Here is a 17,463-nt window from a genome sequence, read left to right as displayed (position 1 = left end):
CACCTATTTTGAAAAGATTGATTTTGTCTGGAATGAATGGGCAAGACCTCAATATCCAATTATTGATGTCATACCTCTCAGAGATGTAGTTCATTAATAAATGTTGATTTGAGAGATCTATTCAACCCCTTTTGGGCATTCACATAATGCCGACCCAATCACACGCATTAACGTATGCGTTGAAGTGGAATCTAATTTATTTTTCAAAATGATCATTATCAGATAATCCCTTTTATTTATTGATTTAATCCTATATTCGGTGTCTGATTTTATATACAACTAGATAAATTCAAAATAAAAGCATTGACATTAATGTATACATTAAGTGATAATCGTTGTAAGGGTTTTCATAAAAACAAACACATATTCAATACAGGGAGGTTAACAAAAATGTCTAGTAAACGTATCTTTCGTATAGCAACTATCCCGTGAGATGGTAATAGAAAAGAGGTGGTATAAGGGGAGGCTGCCTAACAGATCATCTGGATAAAATATCTAATTATAGATTTGTTAATTGAATTTTAATATACAAAAGGATTAAAGTAGAATATTTAAGGTTTGATGGTGGGAAGTTTCCGAATCTAGATCAGGATAAGAAGTTTTCATCTAATCCGTGACCTTTACTGAATTTAGATTTGTGAACAGATTATTTGTTATGCTTTTGATAGTGCCCGCACTTGCAAAAGAGGGAAAATAACCAGTGTAACCAAGAATAATAATCGATAATACGTTTGAGTTGGTATCTTTTAGGGAGAAATTTTAGGGGGGAAGTTTATGAATGCTCTTACGCAAGATTCAAAAACGGTTACTAAAAAAACCAATGTACGTTATTTGATTTTAAGCATTTTGTTTATCACTACCGCGATCAACTATATTGACCGTTCAGCACTTAGTGTTGTTGCCCCTGTAATGACCAAAGACCTTCATTTGGATGCAGTGTCAATTGGAATCGCCTTTTCTGCATTCAACTGGGCCTATGCCTTTATGCAAATCCCAGGGGGATGGATGCTGGACCGATTTGGTGCGCGCATAGTTTATGGTATAGGCTTAATCATCTGGTCATTGTTTACATTCTTTCAAGGATGGGTTGACGGTTTAGTGATGTTATTCGTATTAAGATTCATTGTAGGGATCGCAGAAGCACCGTCGTTTCCGGGTAACAGTAGATTGACCGCTATGTGGTTTCCTCAGCATGAGCGTGGTAAGGCAGTATCCATCTATAATTCTGCTCAATATTTTGGAGTCGCACTGTTCACTCCGGTAATGGCTTGGCTTTTGCAGACTCATGGATGGCAGATGGTTTTCTATGTGGCAGGGGTTGCTGGAATTGTGGTGGGGCTCTTTTGGTTTAAGTTCGTTCAAGAACCAAACAAGCATCCGAGAGCGAACCAAGCTGAAATTGACTATATTAATGCAGGCGGCGGCTTGGCGAATACAGGGGATAAACCAATTAAAATCAGATGGGCTCATGCCAAACTGCTGTTGACCAACCGACAAATGATTGGAATCTATATTGCGCAATTTTGCCTGAATACGATGCTTTGGTTCTTCCTTACCTGGTTCCCTACGTACCTTGTACAAGAAAAACATATGTCCATGCTTAAGGTTGGCTTTATGGCGTCGCTCCCTTATGCCGGGGCCTTTATTGGAGGGCTTGTTGGCGGATACCTATCCGATTTTCTGTTAAAGCGTGGGAAATCCCTCACCACAGCACGTAAAACTCCGATTATCATCGGATTCTTGCTTTCAAGTATTATCGTCCTAGCCAATTATACATCATCAGCAGCACTCATTATGCTTATCATGTCAGTCGCCTTTTTCGCTAAAGGGATGGCTGGTGCAACTTGGACTCTAGTTGGCGATATGTCTCCAAAAGAAATCATTGGTTTGAGTGGTGGAATCTTTAATACGTCAGGTAACATAGCCGGTATCGTGGTTCCTATCATTGTTGGATATATTTTGAGTGCAACGCATTCCTTTAATGCAGCATTATTTTTTATTGGTGGAGTCCTGTTGGTCGGAGCATTATGTTACATCTTCGTTGTGAACAAAATAGAGCGGATCGAATTACCCCCCGAATTAAAAGAGGAAGAACAACCTCTATTAAAAGTGCAGGCATAATGAAAATTCCAGAGGATAAGAAAGGCTGGCCTATTGTATTGGTTAGTCTTTCTTTCATATTTTCCAGCAATAAGGGAAACTCAGTATTGGCGCGAAAACTCTTATGTAAATTTGTTATTTATGATGAAAGTAGGAAGCTAAATGATTAAAAAAATGGAACATACCGCTATCATTGTTGCCAATATGGATCATGCTATTCAATACTACTCAGACATGTTTGGATTTAAAGTTCGCCTTCGAGGATCCTCTAACACAAGAGAGATGGCATTTTTATATCTGGAGGATCAGCCTAGCATGGAAATTGAGTTCATTCGAGATATTGATCCTATAGGTGAGTATAACAAAAGGGGGATCGTTAACCACCTTGCTTTTGCAGTAGAGGATATTAATCAAGCCATTAGCTATTATGAAAAAAAGGGAATTAAATTTTTATCGAATCAACCAAACTCAACACTTGAAGGCGGTCTTATGATTTTATTTTATGGACCTAATGGTGAATTACTACAATTGATAGAACGAGCAAGAAATTAAATTTATTTAAATAGAATTTCTGATATTAAATAATATCCTGTTTTAAATCTTTTTGGCATTTATCTTGTCTTTGAGCTGGAGTGCTGGTCGGGGGACAGAGCTTACTTATTGTTCCTATCTGGTTAGTAATATTTTCAACAAAATAGCATAGCACAAAAAGGGCTGTAGAGATTTCTAAGAAATCTCTACAGCCCTTTTCTTTTATAAAACATGTATTATCTTACCTAAGAAAGAGATTCTCTATTATGGTCCACTTCTAGAGATCGGATAACCTCTAAAATTTCTTTGCGCGCTCTATAACGATGGGATTGTAACATGATACGTGCAGCTTCCGGTTCACCTGTTCGCATAACAGTAACAATGGCCTTGTGATCCATGATAGATTGTGTTGGTCTAGGTCGAAGCTTAATTGTATATAATCTGGCACGATATAGTTGATCAGATTGACTATCCATAATCCCTCTTAGTCGTGGGTTTTGGGCCAAGTCGACAATGAATTGATGAAATTGCTCATCAAGAGTAGTCCATGCCAGTAGATCTCCTAATTCTAGTGCTTTTTCTTGTTCCTCAATTAAACGATCGAGTTGATCTAATTCTTCAGAGGTGGCACGCTTGGTAGCTAGGCTGCCAGCAATACCATCAAGCGCTTCCACTACCTCATAAATTTGTTGGAGATCATCCGCAACAATGGGTGCCACAACAAACCCACGACGCGGTATAAGACGTACCCATCCCTCCATCTCTAAACGTACGAGGGCCTCACGAACAGGGGTTCTGCTCATACCCAAGATTTCAGCCATTTCCCTCTCCAATACTGTTTTTCCTGGGGGGAGCTGAAGTTGTCGTATGGCATGGCGTGTCGCTAGATAAGCACGTTGTGGCAAACGTGATTCCCCCATTTCATCTAAACTAGATAAAATTGAATGAATGTCTAGAGAAAGGGAGGATTGATCCGGTTCTTCCAAATTAACATGAGCTCTTGTAGATTCATCTGGCGTATTCATACTATAAACACACTTCCCAAAAATTTAATTTAATCATATTGTCCTGAGCAAAACAGTTCTTAAATTAATAAATACGAGAAACTTCTGCAGTTCTGCTGCACTATAATTATATCTATATCTTCTTCACGAATTCAGATTTTAATTTCATTGCGCCAAAACCATCAATTTTACAATCAATATCATGATCTCCATCAATCAAACGTATATTCTTTACTTTTGTACCTATTTTTACGACTAATGAAGTTCCTTTTACTTTCAGATCTTTGATTACTGTTACAGAATCACCATCATTTAAGATATTTCCATTCGCATCTTTGATGACTTTTGTATCCTCATTAGCTTCAGCCTCTAATTCTAAACTCCATTCATGAGCACATTCTGGGCAAACAAAAAGGCTTCCGTCTTCATAAGTATATTCTGAATTACATTTTGGGCAATTTGGTAAATTGGACATGTATTCAATGCTCCTATCTGTTATAGTTAATTTTATCCTGTAAGACATTGTTCAATCAAACTGTACACGATCCATTAAAATATATAAATAAACACACTAAAGCGGACAAACCACCTATCCTACCATCAATCTATATTAACACAAGCCCTCATTCTTTCCCTCTAAAATTTTTCAACAACATCAATCGGAAATATTTATAATCATGTACAAGGAAACTATAAGATGCTATAGGTCAAAATGATTTATTTGCAGTAAATGTAAAAAGAAGTAATATCCTTTACCCAGCTGAATAAAGACATTACTTCTTTTTGTTTTTCCTTAAATTAGAAAACACTCGCATTGGAACGGAGAAAATAATTCAAAGCATGGAAATCGATATGCACGTCGCAAGGGAAGCTGTCCTTTGTTATATGGATAAGCCCTCATTGAAACCACGTTGTTTCTCCTTTTCATTCACTGGCCAATCTTCCAATGTATAAGCCATCTCCCAAAATGAGTATTCATATTGACTGCTAATAATAAAATGTTGTTTCATTCGTTCTCTGTCCGATTCTGTCACAGTTTCAGCAATGGCATCTAGTCTGGCGATTTGTTCTTCTACTAAAGTACGGAACCAGTCAGAACCGTAAGCGGCAATCCATTCCTGATAAATAGGCTCTTCCGGCTTCGATTCCTTCAAATGCTCGCCGATTTCGTAATAAAGCCAATAGCACGGCAAGATTGCTGCGATAATATCCCCTAAGTGACCCTCATATGCGGCACGATACAAGTGAGATGTATACGCATAAGCAGTCGGTGCAGGAACAAAGGTATCTTTGTCTTTTTCCGTAATCCCTAACTTTTCAGAAAAATTCCGATGTAAAGAAAGCTCCGCCTGATATGTATTTTGTGCATGATGTGCCATGCGTCCCGTCGTTTGTAGATCAACTGCTTTCGCTGCCCCTAATGCCTGCACTTTAGCAAAATGGCTTAAATAATAGGAATCTTGCAGAACATAATAACGGAAGCACCTTAAATCTAAACTTCCTTCTCCTAACTTTGTCACAAACGGATGATGAAAACTCGCTTCCCAAATAGAATTTGCTTCTTTGCGCAACAACTGAGAAAATGACATGTTAATCCCTCCTAAGGTGTTAAATAGATGAAAATGCAACATAAAACCCTTTAAAGAAAACTCGCCGATTGGCGAGCCCTGCCTTTGGGCGAAGACAGAGGCGTAGTTGCACTTACACTGTATTCCTAAAATTTCCGACTACGCCGAATGACCTTCTAGCTGGAAATTTATACTTTCTTACAGTGTAAAGAAAACTCGCCGATTGGCGAGCCCTGTCCTTGGGCGAAGACAGAGGCATAGCCCTACTTATACTGTATTCCTAAAATTTCTGACTACGTCGACTTATCTTCCAGCTAGAAATTTATACTTTCTTACAGTGTAAAATAAAAAAACCACTTTTTTACATGCGTAAAGAAAGTGGTTTGGAATTCATTTTAATAACCAAAATGAAAATATAATGGTCCGTCACTCCCACTTTCCTACGCTGGTGTTACCCAGATCAGGTTCTAGGGTCTCAAAGGTCACTTTGATCTCAGCCCTTCAATAGGCTCCCCTAGTGGATAGAGATGCTTGCTATTTATTTTTCATTCTGACATTAACCATATCACAACATTAAAGACAGTCAAGCCTTTTTTAATATCAGTACCAATTACTCATTAAGATTTTTATACTTGGGTAAAGAAATCATGGCTTTAAATAAGTCTCCATCTATTTGTATAGAAAATTTTCCTCTTTGTATATCAATCAGGCTTTTCGCAATAGATAACCCTAATCCGCTGCCTTGACTTAGCCTCGATTCATCGCCTCTTTTAAAACGCTCCATTAATTCGTCTGCTGAGATATTCAGCTCATAGGCTGAAATATTTTTGAAGGTGAGAAGTACTTCATTCCCCAAATCTTCAATATCTATATAGACCCTTGATTGTTTTAGAGTATATTTAAATATATTAGATAACAGGTTTTCTATAGATCTCCACAATAATTTTCCATCGGCCATAATATATACCTTATCCTTAGGGTAATTTAGCTTAAAATCTAAATCTAAGGCTTCAATTTTGTCATTAACTTCCCCTAGCCCCTGAGTAATTAAAGATATGATATCGATCTGCTCAAGATGTATTGGTATATTCCCGCTGGAGGCCTTTGCTGCCTCAAATAAGTCATCTGTTAGGACTTTTAGCCTTTTAGATTTTTGATCCAGTACCTCAATATATTCTTCTACCTTTGAAGGATCCTTTTCCTTTTTTAATAAGTCAACATAGGTGATAATAGAGGTCAAAGGTGTTCTTATATCATGTGATACATTGGTAATCAGCTCCGTTTTCATCCGCTCGCTTTTTAGTTCGTTATTAACGGCCTTTTTCAAGCCATCAGTGATGCTATTTATATCCGCAGCAAGGCCTGCAAATTCACCTGTTCCATTAACATTTATACTATGATGAATATCTCCATCCTTTACTCTCTCTACACCTTCCTTGATCGTATTAAATGTCCTGATTTTTTTTAGGGCAAACCAAGCAGCTACGCCAAGGGTGACTGGAAACATAAAAAACGTTAAAGCGACTAATATAGGATATCCGATTACGAGTAATACCGTCTTCACGCCAACGCTTCCGCTATTATATACATCTCCAACAAATTTAAACAGCTTATAAAGCATACGATAAATTAATGTATGTTTTATAAATGTTTTATTCTTAAAATGCTTCACAAGTGATAGAACCAGCATGAGTCCAGCCGCAGCAATAGGAATGGTAATTGGAATAATCAGTTTATCAATCTGATCAAACACACCCTCTACTAATGCAATCCAAAGCGCTATAAGGCCTATGCACAGCACTACATTAACATCGTTATATAACCTATCAATTGCATTTAGGTATACCCCTTGATCCTTAAATGATTTTCTTCCTGCAATAAGTACTAAATACAGAAAAGATAAGATAAGCCCTATTAAAAACCCTGCTAATGTATAGAAGCTTGTTGTGACCTTTTCCTTATTTTCATTCCATTCTTTTATTTTGTGATTTATAAATTCTTCGGTAAAAGCAACATAAGCAACCTTGTTTTTCGGGTCCAATCCGTTGATGCTTTCTGTGATCCGATACAAATTTTTATTATCCTTAACCTCTTTTGGGAAAATCTCACTTTTGTATTCCTCAAATATCATATAAGCAGGATAGGTTTTTAACTGATCCTTTTCTATCTTTGGGCTATTTGCATACACATTTACTCCATCACTGATATAATACAATGGCTCTTTATATTCTTCTAAATTCTGCAATAAAGAATGATATTCTCTTAGATCATTCTTTATTAGCGTATCCCTCGCCTGGGATATCTTGTCTGCATATTCTTCCTTAAACTTTTCATAGTTTGCCCCTTCACCTAATTCAGGATTATAGCTTCTCGAATTGGACATATAATCTGAGTATAGATTTTCTTCCTCATTTCTTAATTCATCCTCACTAACAGTCCCGCCGCTTAAAATATGTTCCTCATTCTTATATTCCCCTATTAGTCTTGTGAGATCCCTGATGATATTTTCACTTTCCCGTACATATGCCCCACTCAGGAAGTAGTTGTCCTCAAAAACAATACCAAAATCACCACCGTTTAATACTTCTATCTCTACAAGTTTTTTAATGGCACCTGTAAAACATAGAACCACAAGAATAAAAACAACCACTTTCGTTATAATGAAGTGGCTATAACTTTTCGACTTTATATCCAACTCCCCACACCACCTTCAAATATTTTGGCTCCTTCGGATTTATTTCGATTTTTTCCCTAATTTTTCTTATATGAACTGCTACTGTATTCTCCGGGCTAAAGGATGTTTCATTCCATACCTTTTCATAGATCTCCTCTATAGAAAATACTTTTCCGGCGTTTGCAGTCAGAAGCTTTAAGATCTTATATTGCACTGGTGTGAGATGAACCTCGTCCCCATCAACGGTTATCGTTTTACTTTCATCATTTATGATGAGTCCCCCAGTTCTATATTCATGACTCTTGGCTTCAAGGCTTCCAAACATTGTATATCTTCTCAGCTGTGATTTAACCCTCGCAATGAGCTCTAAAGGATTAAATGGCTTAGTAATATAATCATCTGCTCCTAAATTTAATCCCAATATTTTATCCGTATCCTCAGATCTGGCAGAGAGCATGATTAAAGGGATTTTATAATCCCTTCTAATTTTCGTGGTCGCGCTTATTCCATCCATCTTAGGCATCATAATATCCATGATAATAAGATGTATTTCATTTTCTCCGATTACTTCTATGGCCTCTATCCCGTTAGAGGCTTTGAATATCGTATAGCCTTCATTTTCTAAGTAGATTCCTATGGCATCTACAATTGCCTTGTCATCATCACAAACCAATATGTTCATGAAGGTTCACCCCTATATATGAATCTAAACATAATGTATCACCTCTTTAGTATTCATTCTAAGGGTATGATATCAAACAAATCTTAGCAAATCCTTTATGTAAATCTTAAGATTTTCTTAGTATTTTAAAGAAAACTCGCCGATTGGCGAGCCCTGTTCTTGGGCGAAGACAGAGGCGTAGTTGCACTTATACTGTATTCCTAAAATTTCCGACTACATCGAATTCACTTCTACCTGAAAATTTATACTTTTTTAAGGTGTGAGGAAAGAAAGTTTCACGTGAAACTTTCTTTAGATGGGGCTTTTGTATTTTTTAGCAAGTGCCAAAGACTAAAAAGCTTAAGCAGTTATAAAAATGCTTGAGGCCTTTTAGCCACTAATTTATTTTATATCCTTCTTTTATTCCTTTTCTTTTGTTAGGTCATACGGAATTATATTTAGAGGATAGAGAATAATCCTGTTTCACATATTGAAAGGGAATATAAAATGGTTTGTAAGTAGGAGGGTAGAATGTAGAGTAATTATTCATTATGTTTGTATCACAGTCATGTAGTATTTGATTGCTTGTACAAACCTTAGGTCAAGGCACTTGCAGTTATACGGTGTTGCAAGCTATACTCTGTGTGGATTCATGGTGATAGAATGTGAAGAATCACTAGCGTTTATTGTTATTGGTATTATAGTAATAGCTGTCCCACTCGTACACACTTTGTTTGTAGGTTAAAGAGCTATACCACATTTCATCGTTAACCTCAAACATAGCAGGTTCCTCGTCACGTCCAACTACAGCTTCTCTTATTTCGGTTGATTCTTTATTGCTACTGCTACTGTTTTGGCTACTATCTTCACTACTGTTTTGGCTGCTGTTTTGGCTACTATCTTCACTGTCGGTTTGGCTGCTGTTTTTATTATTGCTATCACTTTGGTCATTTTGAGAATTGTCTTGATCTTGTTGGTTATTACTCGATTTACGATGGTCACAGCACATATTTTGAATGTGGAATATAGAGACATATAACACTTCATCGTTAACCTCAAGTATAATATGGTTTGTATCACGTCCAACCACAATTCCCTTTACCTTGCTTGGTCCTTTGTTGAATTGAACTTTCCGCCCTTTTAAGCGGTCAATAACATCAACGAAACGTCTGCCTGGTACAATAACTGGACATTTTGAATTTTTGTTGTTGCCGTTATTTTTATTCTTGTCATCTCCTTCATTTTCATTTCCTTCTAAGTCATCAACTTCCCGGATAAATGTATAGCCTTTAATATGATGCAATGGATAATAGTATATTTGTTCATCACATTGCAATACACAATAGTCCAATCCTACCCTAAGAAGTGTTCCTTTTCCTCTCTCTGGTCCTCCAAAGTTACATTGCACTGTCGAACCGATCAGAGACTTTAGATTTTTTTTGTATCCGTTTATATCATTGTAAGTTCGTTGATAAAACAAGATAGATTCCCCCTTAAGAAAATATTTTATTCTGTTACTGCTAATATAGGATATTCAATATCCTAGGGCAGCATATAAGGTACTTGACCATTTTAAAAAAAATGTGCGCACAAAAACACTCTTGCAAGTATTACAAGAGTGCAAAATTATTAATTACTTAATTTTATAAGTATATCTTCACGATTGGGCATCCGTAATTCAATATAACTAAAAAGAAAGGTAAGCAACTTTCAAATTAATCAATCTCTAATGTAAAGTCTTATTCGTATATCCTATAATAAAGAAAACTTGCCGACTGGCGAGCCCTACCCTTGGATGAAGACAAAGGCGTAGTTGCTCTTATACTGTATTCCCAAAATTTCTCACTATGTCGAATTGTCTTTTAGCTAGAAATTTATACTCTTTTAAAGTGTGAGGGAAAATGTTTCACGTGAAACTTTCCTTAGCTGGGACCTCTGTATTTTTTTAGCGAGTGCCAAAAACTAAAAAGCTTAAGCAGTTATAAAGATGCTTGAGTCCCCTTAACCACAAATTTTTTTCTATTCTCCTCCCATTTGACAGGGGGAATCCTTTTTATAGGCAATGGGCCATTTTAATGTCGGATCAATTAAGATAACAATTTTAATTTAGGCAATAGATAGTTATACAAAATTTCCGAGTATGTCGAATTCACTTCTATCCAGAAATTTATACCTTCTTCCTAAAACGTAAATAGAAATCCTTATTAAGAGCCCTATTAATCTATCGCTAATTATTACGTTCGACGCATATAAGCACGGACAGTAATTGGTGCAAAAATCGCCACTATGCCTGCAGCACCGATAAGGGAGATCGCACAATCCCATCCAGCATTTCCATTGTTGACAAGGTCACGAACGGCAGTAATTAGATGTGAGAGCGGGTTCAATTTTACGAACCATTGGAGCCAGTTGGGCATCGTATCAACTGGAACGAAAGCATTGGAAAGGAACGTGAGTGGGAACAGCGCAAGCATCGATATCCCTTGTACGCTAGAAGCCGTTCGTGCAATTACACCGAAAAAAGCAAAGATCCAGCTAATTGCCCAGGAACATACAATGACCAGCCCTCCTGCAATGATAACATTCCCCAGCCCTCCATCTGGCTGATAACCCATGATATACCCCATGGTAAAGGTAAGCACGGTAGCTATGGTGTACCGGATAGTGTCCGCCAAAAGAGCGCCCGCCAAAGGAGCAATTCGTGCAATAGGAAGTGATTTAAACCGGTCGAATACTCCCTTATCCATATCCTCACGCAGTTGGACTCCCGTGACAATGGAAGTCGTTATTACAGTCTGAACAAGGATGCCGGGAATGATGACCGGTAAATAGCTCTTTACGTTCCCTGAGATGGCCCCACCAAAGATATAGGTAAACATTAGGGTGAAGATAATTGGCTGGAGCGTGACGTCGAACAGTTGCTCAGGTGTGCGCCGTATCCTCAGTAAACCTCGATAGGCCATTGTAAATGAATTCCGTACCGTCTGACCAAAGCCCGTGTTGTTTTTCAGTTGGCGATTGGCAAATGACGGATATGATGTATTTTTCATCTTCTTACCTCCTCTACTACGTCCCATTGTTCAGGCACACTAGTTGTGTCCTCCTTCGCACTATGGCCTGTAATGGTCAAAAAGACCTCATCAAGTGTCGGTTTCTGTATACTCAACTCTGCCAGGTGGATTCCAGCCTCACGAAAAGCAATAAACAGATCCGTGACTCGGTCCGCATCTGCCATCGGTGCAATAATCTTCCCACCTTCTGACGACACGTTTGACTTGGCCTGAAGCACCTTTTCAACGATGTGACGAGCCGCCTCAATATCCAGTGGATTTTGGATTCTCAGGTGCAAAGATGAGCTGCCAACAGATGACTTCAGTTCATCTACAGTGCCCTCTGCAACAACGATGCCTCGATCGATCACTGCAATCCTGTCAGCCAGTTCATCTGCTTCTTGTAAGTACTGTGTTGTTAACAGGACGGTTGATCCTGTCTTTACCAATCGGCGAATGGTGTCCCACATTTGATTACGTGTGCGGGGATCAAGCCCTGTAGTCGGTTCGTCTAAAAAGATGAGTGGTGGCTGTGCTATGAGACTGGCTGCCAAATCCAGACGGCGTCGCATACCACCGGAAAAATTCTTCAACGGACGGTGAGCTGCTTCTGTTAGCCCAAATTCCTCCAACAGCTCCGCTGCCTTCCGCTTGGACTCTGCCCTCCCTAGCCCTAGCAAGCGGGAGAAAATGATTAAATTCTCGGTAGCGCTTAGTGACTCATCAACCGAGGCATACTGACCCGTAACCCCAATCAATTGACGCACGATCTGAGACTCCTTTACTACGTCATACCCGAAGATGCGAGCCGAACCTGCATCAGGTCGCAGTAAAGTCGCCAGCATTCTAATCGTAGTGGTTTTGCCTGCCCCATTGGGACCAAGTAGGCCATAGATGGTACCAGCCCGTACGTTCAAATTTACACCATCAACCGCACGATTATCGCCAAAATTTTTAATGAGTCCGTGGGCTTCAACAGCCCAATCACCGTTGTCAGGAATTGTTCCATGTATATGTTTCATTTCCATCCCTCCTCCATAACTGGCTACATCTTAACAGGCATTTATGAACTGAATATGAACTTCCAAATCTATGGCTCTCCACTTTCTTGTTCATATTAAGTTCATAAAGGAGGAGTATACTAAAAACACTTGAATATTTCTTAAAAATGGAAAACAATTATCACTCTGAAAAAGGATTGAATGTCATGACAAAGATTTTAATGGTAGATGATGACCCTCATATTCGTAAATTAGTTCATGTTATCTTATCCGAGGAAGGTTTCTCCATTCTCGAGGCGCAGGATGGGAAGGAGGCATTAACCTTGCTTGATATTGAGAAAGTCGATCTCATTATTCTTGATATCATGATGCCAAACATGGATGGCTGGGACCTTTGCGAGGCAATTAGAGCCTATTATTCTGATTCTCTCCCTATCTTGATGCTGACGGCAAGGGGAGAAACAGCCCAAAAAGTAAAAGGCTTTGATCTTGGAGCTGACGACTATTTGGTTAAACCATTTCATCCAGCCGAATTGATTGCAAGAATAAAGGCATTACTCAAACGTTACCAGATCATCCTTTCAAATAAGGTGAATATCGGAAATGTGGAACTTGATCGCTCTACCTATCAAGTGTTTAATGGCACGAATGAAATGACCTTACCGCTTAAGGAATTTGAACTTTTGTATAAGTTTGCAGCATATCCTGGCAAAACCTTTTCAAGGGAACAGTTAATTGAAGATATTTGGGGTTATGATTATAAAGGGGACGAGCGAACTGTCGACGTTCACATTAAACGTCTTCGGCAGCGTTTCTCAGATGGGAACTGCTCTTTTAAAATTACTACGATTCGCGGTCTTGGTTATCGTTTAGAGGCAAAAAAATGAAAATCATCAAGTTCTTAAAAAAAAGCGGTGAGGTTGCAGCCATTTTACTCCTGTTGTTTATATGCTGGACGGCCGCTTTTTTCATCACTCCGTGGTTCCTAGATGTTTTTTCAAGAAATAGTTTATCCTCATATATGGGGCAGATTATCAATTCATTTTTTGGATTTTTCCTGTTTGGCCTAATCATATATGGCATTTCTAAAATTAGATTTTTTCAGGAAAAGCAGAGCCTCTTTTTACGTCCCATGATTGATGCGATAAAAAAGATGGCTCAAGGGAACTTTAATATTGATCTTTCTTTCTACAAGGAAGAGTTTGGAAATCGAAATCATCCTTTTAATGAAATAGCAGAAAGTATTAGCCATATGGCAAAAGAGCTCGGAGAGATGGAACAAATGCGCCAAGAGTTCATCTCCAATGTTTCCCATGAAATTCAATCACCTTTAACATCCATTTCCGGTTTTGCTCATGCCTTAAAAAATGAAAATTTATCTAAGGAGGAACATTCACAGTACCTGCATATTATTGAGGTCGAAAGCATGCGTCTTTCAAAACTAAGCGAAAATCTGTTAAAGCTGACCTCATTAGAGTCCGACCATCCACCATTTGAGCCAAAAACATATCGTCTAGACCAGCAATTACGGAGAGTAATCCTTTCGATTGAACCACAATGGAGAAATAAGGACCTTGAAATGGAAGTTTCTCTAAATAAGCTGACTATTAATGCTGACGAGGACTTGATGGATCAAGTCTGGATTAATTTAATCCATAATAGTATTAAATTTACACCGATGAATGGGAAAATTACAGTAAAATTAGAAAAACAAGAAACGGGTAGGATAGCGGTGATCATTAAAGACACGGGAATTGGGATGACGAAAGAAGTTCAAATGCATATTTTTGAGCGATTCTATAAGGCTGATCCAGCAAGGAGCCGATCCAATGGCGGCAGTGGATTAGGACTTTCAATTGTAAAGAAAATTATTGAAATGCATAAAGGTCATATACAGGTAGAAAGTTCACCTAAAGAAGGTACCGAAATAATAGTAGTATTGCCAATTGCTCTATAACAACCGATTGATACGAAAAGGATATCGTTTAATGAAACTCGGTATCCTTTTCGTTTTTTTGCTTTCGTCTTCATTCATTCCTTTTAAACAATAGCCAAATACTAAAAACAAATGGCTAAAGGTAAAAAACTCATTTACTTATGATCGGTTCACCGTAACGTATCTAATGAGAGTTCTATTCAAATCTTTATTTGATAAAACAATGGGTAGGGAATTAAACTCATATTGTTTCTTCCTTGCTGGTATTTTTCTTACTACCGGTATCCCATCCAATTACCTCATTGTGAAGTTCAAGTTCATTTTTTTTCGTTGCAGTAATGTCCCCTGCCGCTTTATTTTAAGCAGAAACATATGCTTTCTTATTTTTAGTATAGTACTATACTAAAAATAGGCGAAATATAATCACTTGGAAAGGAACTTAAGATGAATCCATCATTAGAAATGCTAATCCATATTTTTGAACGGGCGGCACTACTATTAATTTGCTTGTTTTTTTTAACAAGGGTTCCCAGGTTTAAAGAATCCCTCCATAGAGAACAGCACACGCTTTCGGAGAGAATTATCATTACTCTTATCTTTTGTTTATTTGCCGTTTTTGGAACCTATTCCGGAATCAAAGTAGAAGGTTCTTTAGTCAATGTAAGAATTATCGCTGTCATGTCCGGGGGCATATTATTCGGGCCTTGGGTAGGGATCATTACCGGAATTGTTTCAGGTGTGCATCGTTATTTAATTGATATCGATGGAGTAACATCTGTTCCATGCCTGATAACAAGCATTATTGCCGGGATAGCATCCGGGCTTATTAACATTAAAGTAAAAAAATCACAGCGTTGGATTTACGGGATTGCCGCAGGTATGAGCTGCGAAGTCCTTACCATGCTATTGATACTTGCTATGGCAGAACCCTTTAAACTTGGCCTGGATATTGTATCAAAAATTGGCTTTCCAATGATTGTAGGCGAAGTCAATGTCGGCTTGATTGTTTTATTGGTAATGAGTGTGGAGGATGAGAAGGAAATGATTGCTGCTAAACAAGCAAAGTTAGCCTTGGACATTGCCAATAAAACATTGCCTTATTTTCGTTCGATCAATACAGAATCGTTGAAAAAAATTTGCATAATCATCAAGGATCAAATTAATGCCGATGCAGTGGCCATAACCGATACAAAAATTGTTCTCGCTTATGTCGGCTTTGGTGAGGAACGGTATAACATCGGACAAGAAATCATCAGCGATCTAACGAAAGCAGCGATCCGCAGCGGTGAAATCACAATTAGAAATCGTGTGTCTGATCAACCAACTCCTGAAATTCAGTCCCTGCTCATCATGCCGTTTGAAGAGCGAGGGGAAGTCACGGGAACTCTCAAAATTTATTATCGCAAAGCCTCTAAAATGACCTATCCTTTGCAAACGATGGCAATTGGTTTATCACAAATTATTTCCACCCTAATGGAGATATCCCGTGTCGAACAGATTAAGGAGGCGGCCAACAAAGCAGAACTAAAGGCACTGCAAACAAAAATTAACCCGCATTTTCTTTTCAATGCCCTGAATGCCATTGCGTCAACAACTCGGCGCAATCCAGAAAAGGCCCGCGAGTTGATTATTACTTTATCAAGCTATATGCGGTACAATCTGGAGCTAAGCGATGAATTTATCGATATTCATGACGAATTACAACAGGTACATGATTATGTTGAAATTGAAAAGGCTCGTTTTGGCTCTAAACTTCAGGTGGAATATGATATTGAAAAGGTAAAATTAAAACTTCCAAGTCTGCTTATTCAGCCGCTGGTCGAAAATGCAATTATTCATGGCATACTAAAAACAAAGGGTCCTGGTACTGTCACAATTGCTGTGAATGACCTAGGTGATAAAGTCCGGGTTAGCGTGAAGGACACGGGAGCTGGGATATCAGATGAAGTGATAGAGAATTTGTACCGTGATGATGTTCCTGCAAAGCAAATTGGATTATATAATGTACATCAGCGTGTAAGATTGATTTATGGCAAAGGACTAATCATCAAAAGGTTATCTCCGGGTACTGAAGTTTATTTCGATATTGAGAGGAGAAAAGATGAAAGCGATCATTGTTGAGGATGAATTTCCCGCACAAGAAGAATTAAAATATTTGATTGAGACACATAGTAGCATTCAAGTAACTAATTGCTTTGAAGATGGATTAGATGTCCTAAAATTTTTACAAGAAAATGATACAGATGCTATTTTTCTTGATATCAACATTCCATCCCTTGATGGGATGCTGCTGGCTGGAAATATAAGTAAGTTTGCAAAAAAACCCTATATTATTTTTACAACAGCATACAAAGAGCATGCAGCTCAGGCATTTGCACTTGAGGCCTTTGATTACATTCTCAAGCCCTATGATGAGAAGCGGATTGCTGCCATGTTGCATAAGCTCGAAGCTACTTTTTTACGTGATCTAAATCAAACAGATAAAGAAAAGGAGTTATCTTTCCAAAAAGGTGACTCAATCAAAGGCCTGGGAACGGATGTCCGAGTAAACTTACGAAAAAACGATAAAATAATTGTCACAGATGTGAATGATATTTATTACGCGATGGCGAGCGAAAAGGTAACACTGGTCTATACATTGCATGAAGAATATACGATGCCAATGAGCATATCAGAGTTCCATTCTACTTTGCCCCAGAATCTTTTTTTTCGCTGCCATCGATCTTATACTGTGAATTTATCCAAGATCAGTGAAATTGTCCCTTGGTTTAACCAAACCTATGTGATTAATCTTAAATCCTTTAATGCTGAGATTCCTGTAAGCCGAAGCAAAGTAAAAGAGTTCCGACAAATTATGCGATTTTAACTGCAATTCATTCCATTCTTTAAGCATTTGGTTCTGAATGCGGTTCCATAACTTTTTTTAATGTTATGATCT

14 protein-coding genes and 1 riboswitch are annotated in these 17,463 nt (G+C 38.1%); of the genes, 6 read left to right on the top strand and 8 right to left on the bottom strand.

The features are described from left to right. The first annotated feature begins 774 nt into the window (after nucleotides 1–774). Nucleotides 775–2,121, top strand: a complete 1,347-nt coding sequence (locus EP737_RS14345) for an MFS transporter (protein ID WP_129728661.1) — start codon at nucleotides 775–777, stop codon at nucleotides 2,119–2,121. 141 nt (nucleotides 2,122–2,262) lie between these two features. Further along, nucleotides 2,263–2,652 carry a VOC family protein gene (locus EP737_RS14340; RefSeq protein WP_129728660.1) on the top strand — a complete coding sequence of 130 codons (390 nt, stop codon included), beginning with the start codon at nucleotides 2,263–2,265 and terminating at the stop codon, nucleotides 2,650–2,652. A gap of 224 nt (nucleotides 2,653–2,876) precedes the next feature. Here EP737_RS14340 and EP737_RS14335 read toward each other — a convergent pair whose 3' ends face one another. The 8 genes from EP737_RS14335 to EP737_RS14300 all read right to left on the bottom strand — a co-directional run bounded on the left by EP737_RS14335 (nucleotide 2,877) and on the right by EP737_RS14300 (nucleotide 12,610). Continuing rightward, complete coding sequence (locus EP737_RS14335) at nucleotides 2,877–3,656, bottom strand: GntR family transcriptional regulator (protein ID WP_129728659.1); 780 nt, start codon at nucleotides 3,654–3,656, stop codon at nucleotides 2,877–2,879. A 112-nt stretch (nucleotides 3,657–3,768) separates the two neighbouring features. Next, on the bottom strand, nucleotides 3,769–4,110 hold the full coding sequence (locus EP737_RS14330) for a zinc ribbon domain-containing protein YjdM (RefSeq protein ID WP_129728658.1): 342 nt from the start codon (nucleotides 4,108–4,110) through the stop codon (nucleotides 3,769–3,771). 406 nt (nucleotides 4,111–4,516) lie between these two features. After that, on the bottom strand, nucleotides 4,517–5,224 hold the full coding sequence (tenA, locus tag EP737_RS14325) for a thiaminase II (RefSeq protein WP_129728657.1): 708 nt from the start codon (nucleotides 5,222–5,224) through the stop codon (nucleotides 4,517–4,519). Nucleotides 5,225–5,623: 399 nt separating this feature from the next. Further along, nucleotides 5,624–5,729: riboswitch (TPP riboswitch) on the bottom strand. An 84-nt stretch (nucleotides 5,730–5,813) separates the two neighbouring features. Continuing rightward, nucleotides 5,814–7,898: a sensor histidine kinase gene (locus EP737_RS14320; protein WP_129728656.1), complete on the bottom strand. Its 2,085-nt coding sequence runs from the start codon at nucleotides 7,896–7,898 to the stop codon at nucleotides 5,814–5,816. Beyond that, nucleotides 7,873–8,559, bottom strand: coding sequence for a response regulator transcription factor (locus EP737_RS14315; protein WP_129728655.1), 687 nt, complete (start codon nucleotides 8,557–8,559; stop codon nucleotides 7,873–7,875). The genes EP737_RS14320 and EP737_RS14315 overlap by 26 nt, the downstream gene beginning before the upstream one ends. A 655-nt stretch (nucleotides 8,560–9,214) precedes the next feature. Beyond that, a complete protein-coding gene (locus tag EP737_RS26025) occupies nucleotides 9,215–10,018 on the bottom strand; it encodes a hypothetical protein (protein WP_205650943.1) in 804 nt (267 codons plus the stop codon). Nucleotides 10,019–10,772: 754 nt separating this feature from the next. After that, nucleotides 10,773–11,588, bottom strand: a complete 816-nt coding sequence (locus tag EP737_RS14305; RefSeq protein WP_129728654.1) for an ABC transporter permease — start codon at nucleotides 11,586–11,588, stop codon at nucleotides 10,773–10,775. After that, nucleotides 11,585–12,610 carry an ATP-binding cassette domain-containing protein gene (locus tag EP737_RS14300; RefSeq protein ID WP_129728653.1) on the bottom strand — a complete coding sequence of 342 codons (1,026 nt, stop codon included), beginning with the start codon at nucleotides 12,608–12,610 and terminating at the stop codon, nucleotides 11,585–11,587. The genes EP737_RS14305 and EP737_RS14300 overlap by 4 nt, the downstream gene beginning before the upstream one ends. Before the next feature lie 185 nt (nucleotides 12,611–12,795). On the opposite strand from EP737_RS14300, the gene EP737_RS14295 reads away from it, so the two are divergent. From EP737_RS14295 to EP737_RS14280, 4 genes are all read left to right on the top strand, one after another. After that, entirely contained in the window at nucleotides 12,796–13,476 is a 681-nt protein-coding gene (locus tag EP737_RS14295) for a response regulator transcription factor (RefSeq protein WP_129728652.1), read from the top strand. Nucleotides 13,477–13,721: 245 nt separating this feature from the next. After that, on the top strand, nucleotides 13,722–14,546 hold the full coding sequence (locus EP737_RS14290) for a sensor histidine kinase (RefSeq protein ID WP_342772908.1): 825 nt from the start codon (nucleotides 13,722–13,724) through the stop codon (nucleotides 14,544–14,546). A 423-nt stretch (nucleotides 14,547–14,969) separates the two neighbouring features. After that, nucleotides 14,970–16,646: a sensor histidine kinase gene (locus EP737_RS14285; RefSeq protein WP_129728650.1), complete on the top strand. Its 1,677-nt coding sequence runs from the start codon at nucleotides 14,970–14,972 to the stop codon at nucleotides 16,644–16,646. After that, nucleotides 16,627–17,391, top strand: coding sequence for a LytR/AlgR family response regulator transcription factor (locus EP737_RS14280; RefSeq protein WP_129728649.1), 765 nt, complete (start codon nucleotides 16,627–16,629; stop codon nucleotides 17,389–17,391). The genes EP737_RS14285 and EP737_RS14280 overlap by 20 nt, the downstream gene beginning before the upstream one ends. The last annotated feature ends 72 nt before the right edge of the window (nucleotides 17,392–17,463 follow it).

The sequence above is a fragment of the Ectobacillus funiculus genome (genome assembly GCF_004138295.1).
Lineage (GTDB): Bacteria > Bacillota > Bacilli > Bacillales > Bacillaceae_G > Ectobacillus > Ectobacillus funiculus.
Note: the sequence above shows the minus strand (reverse complement) of the source record. Positions and strands in the feature narration are given on the sequence as shown.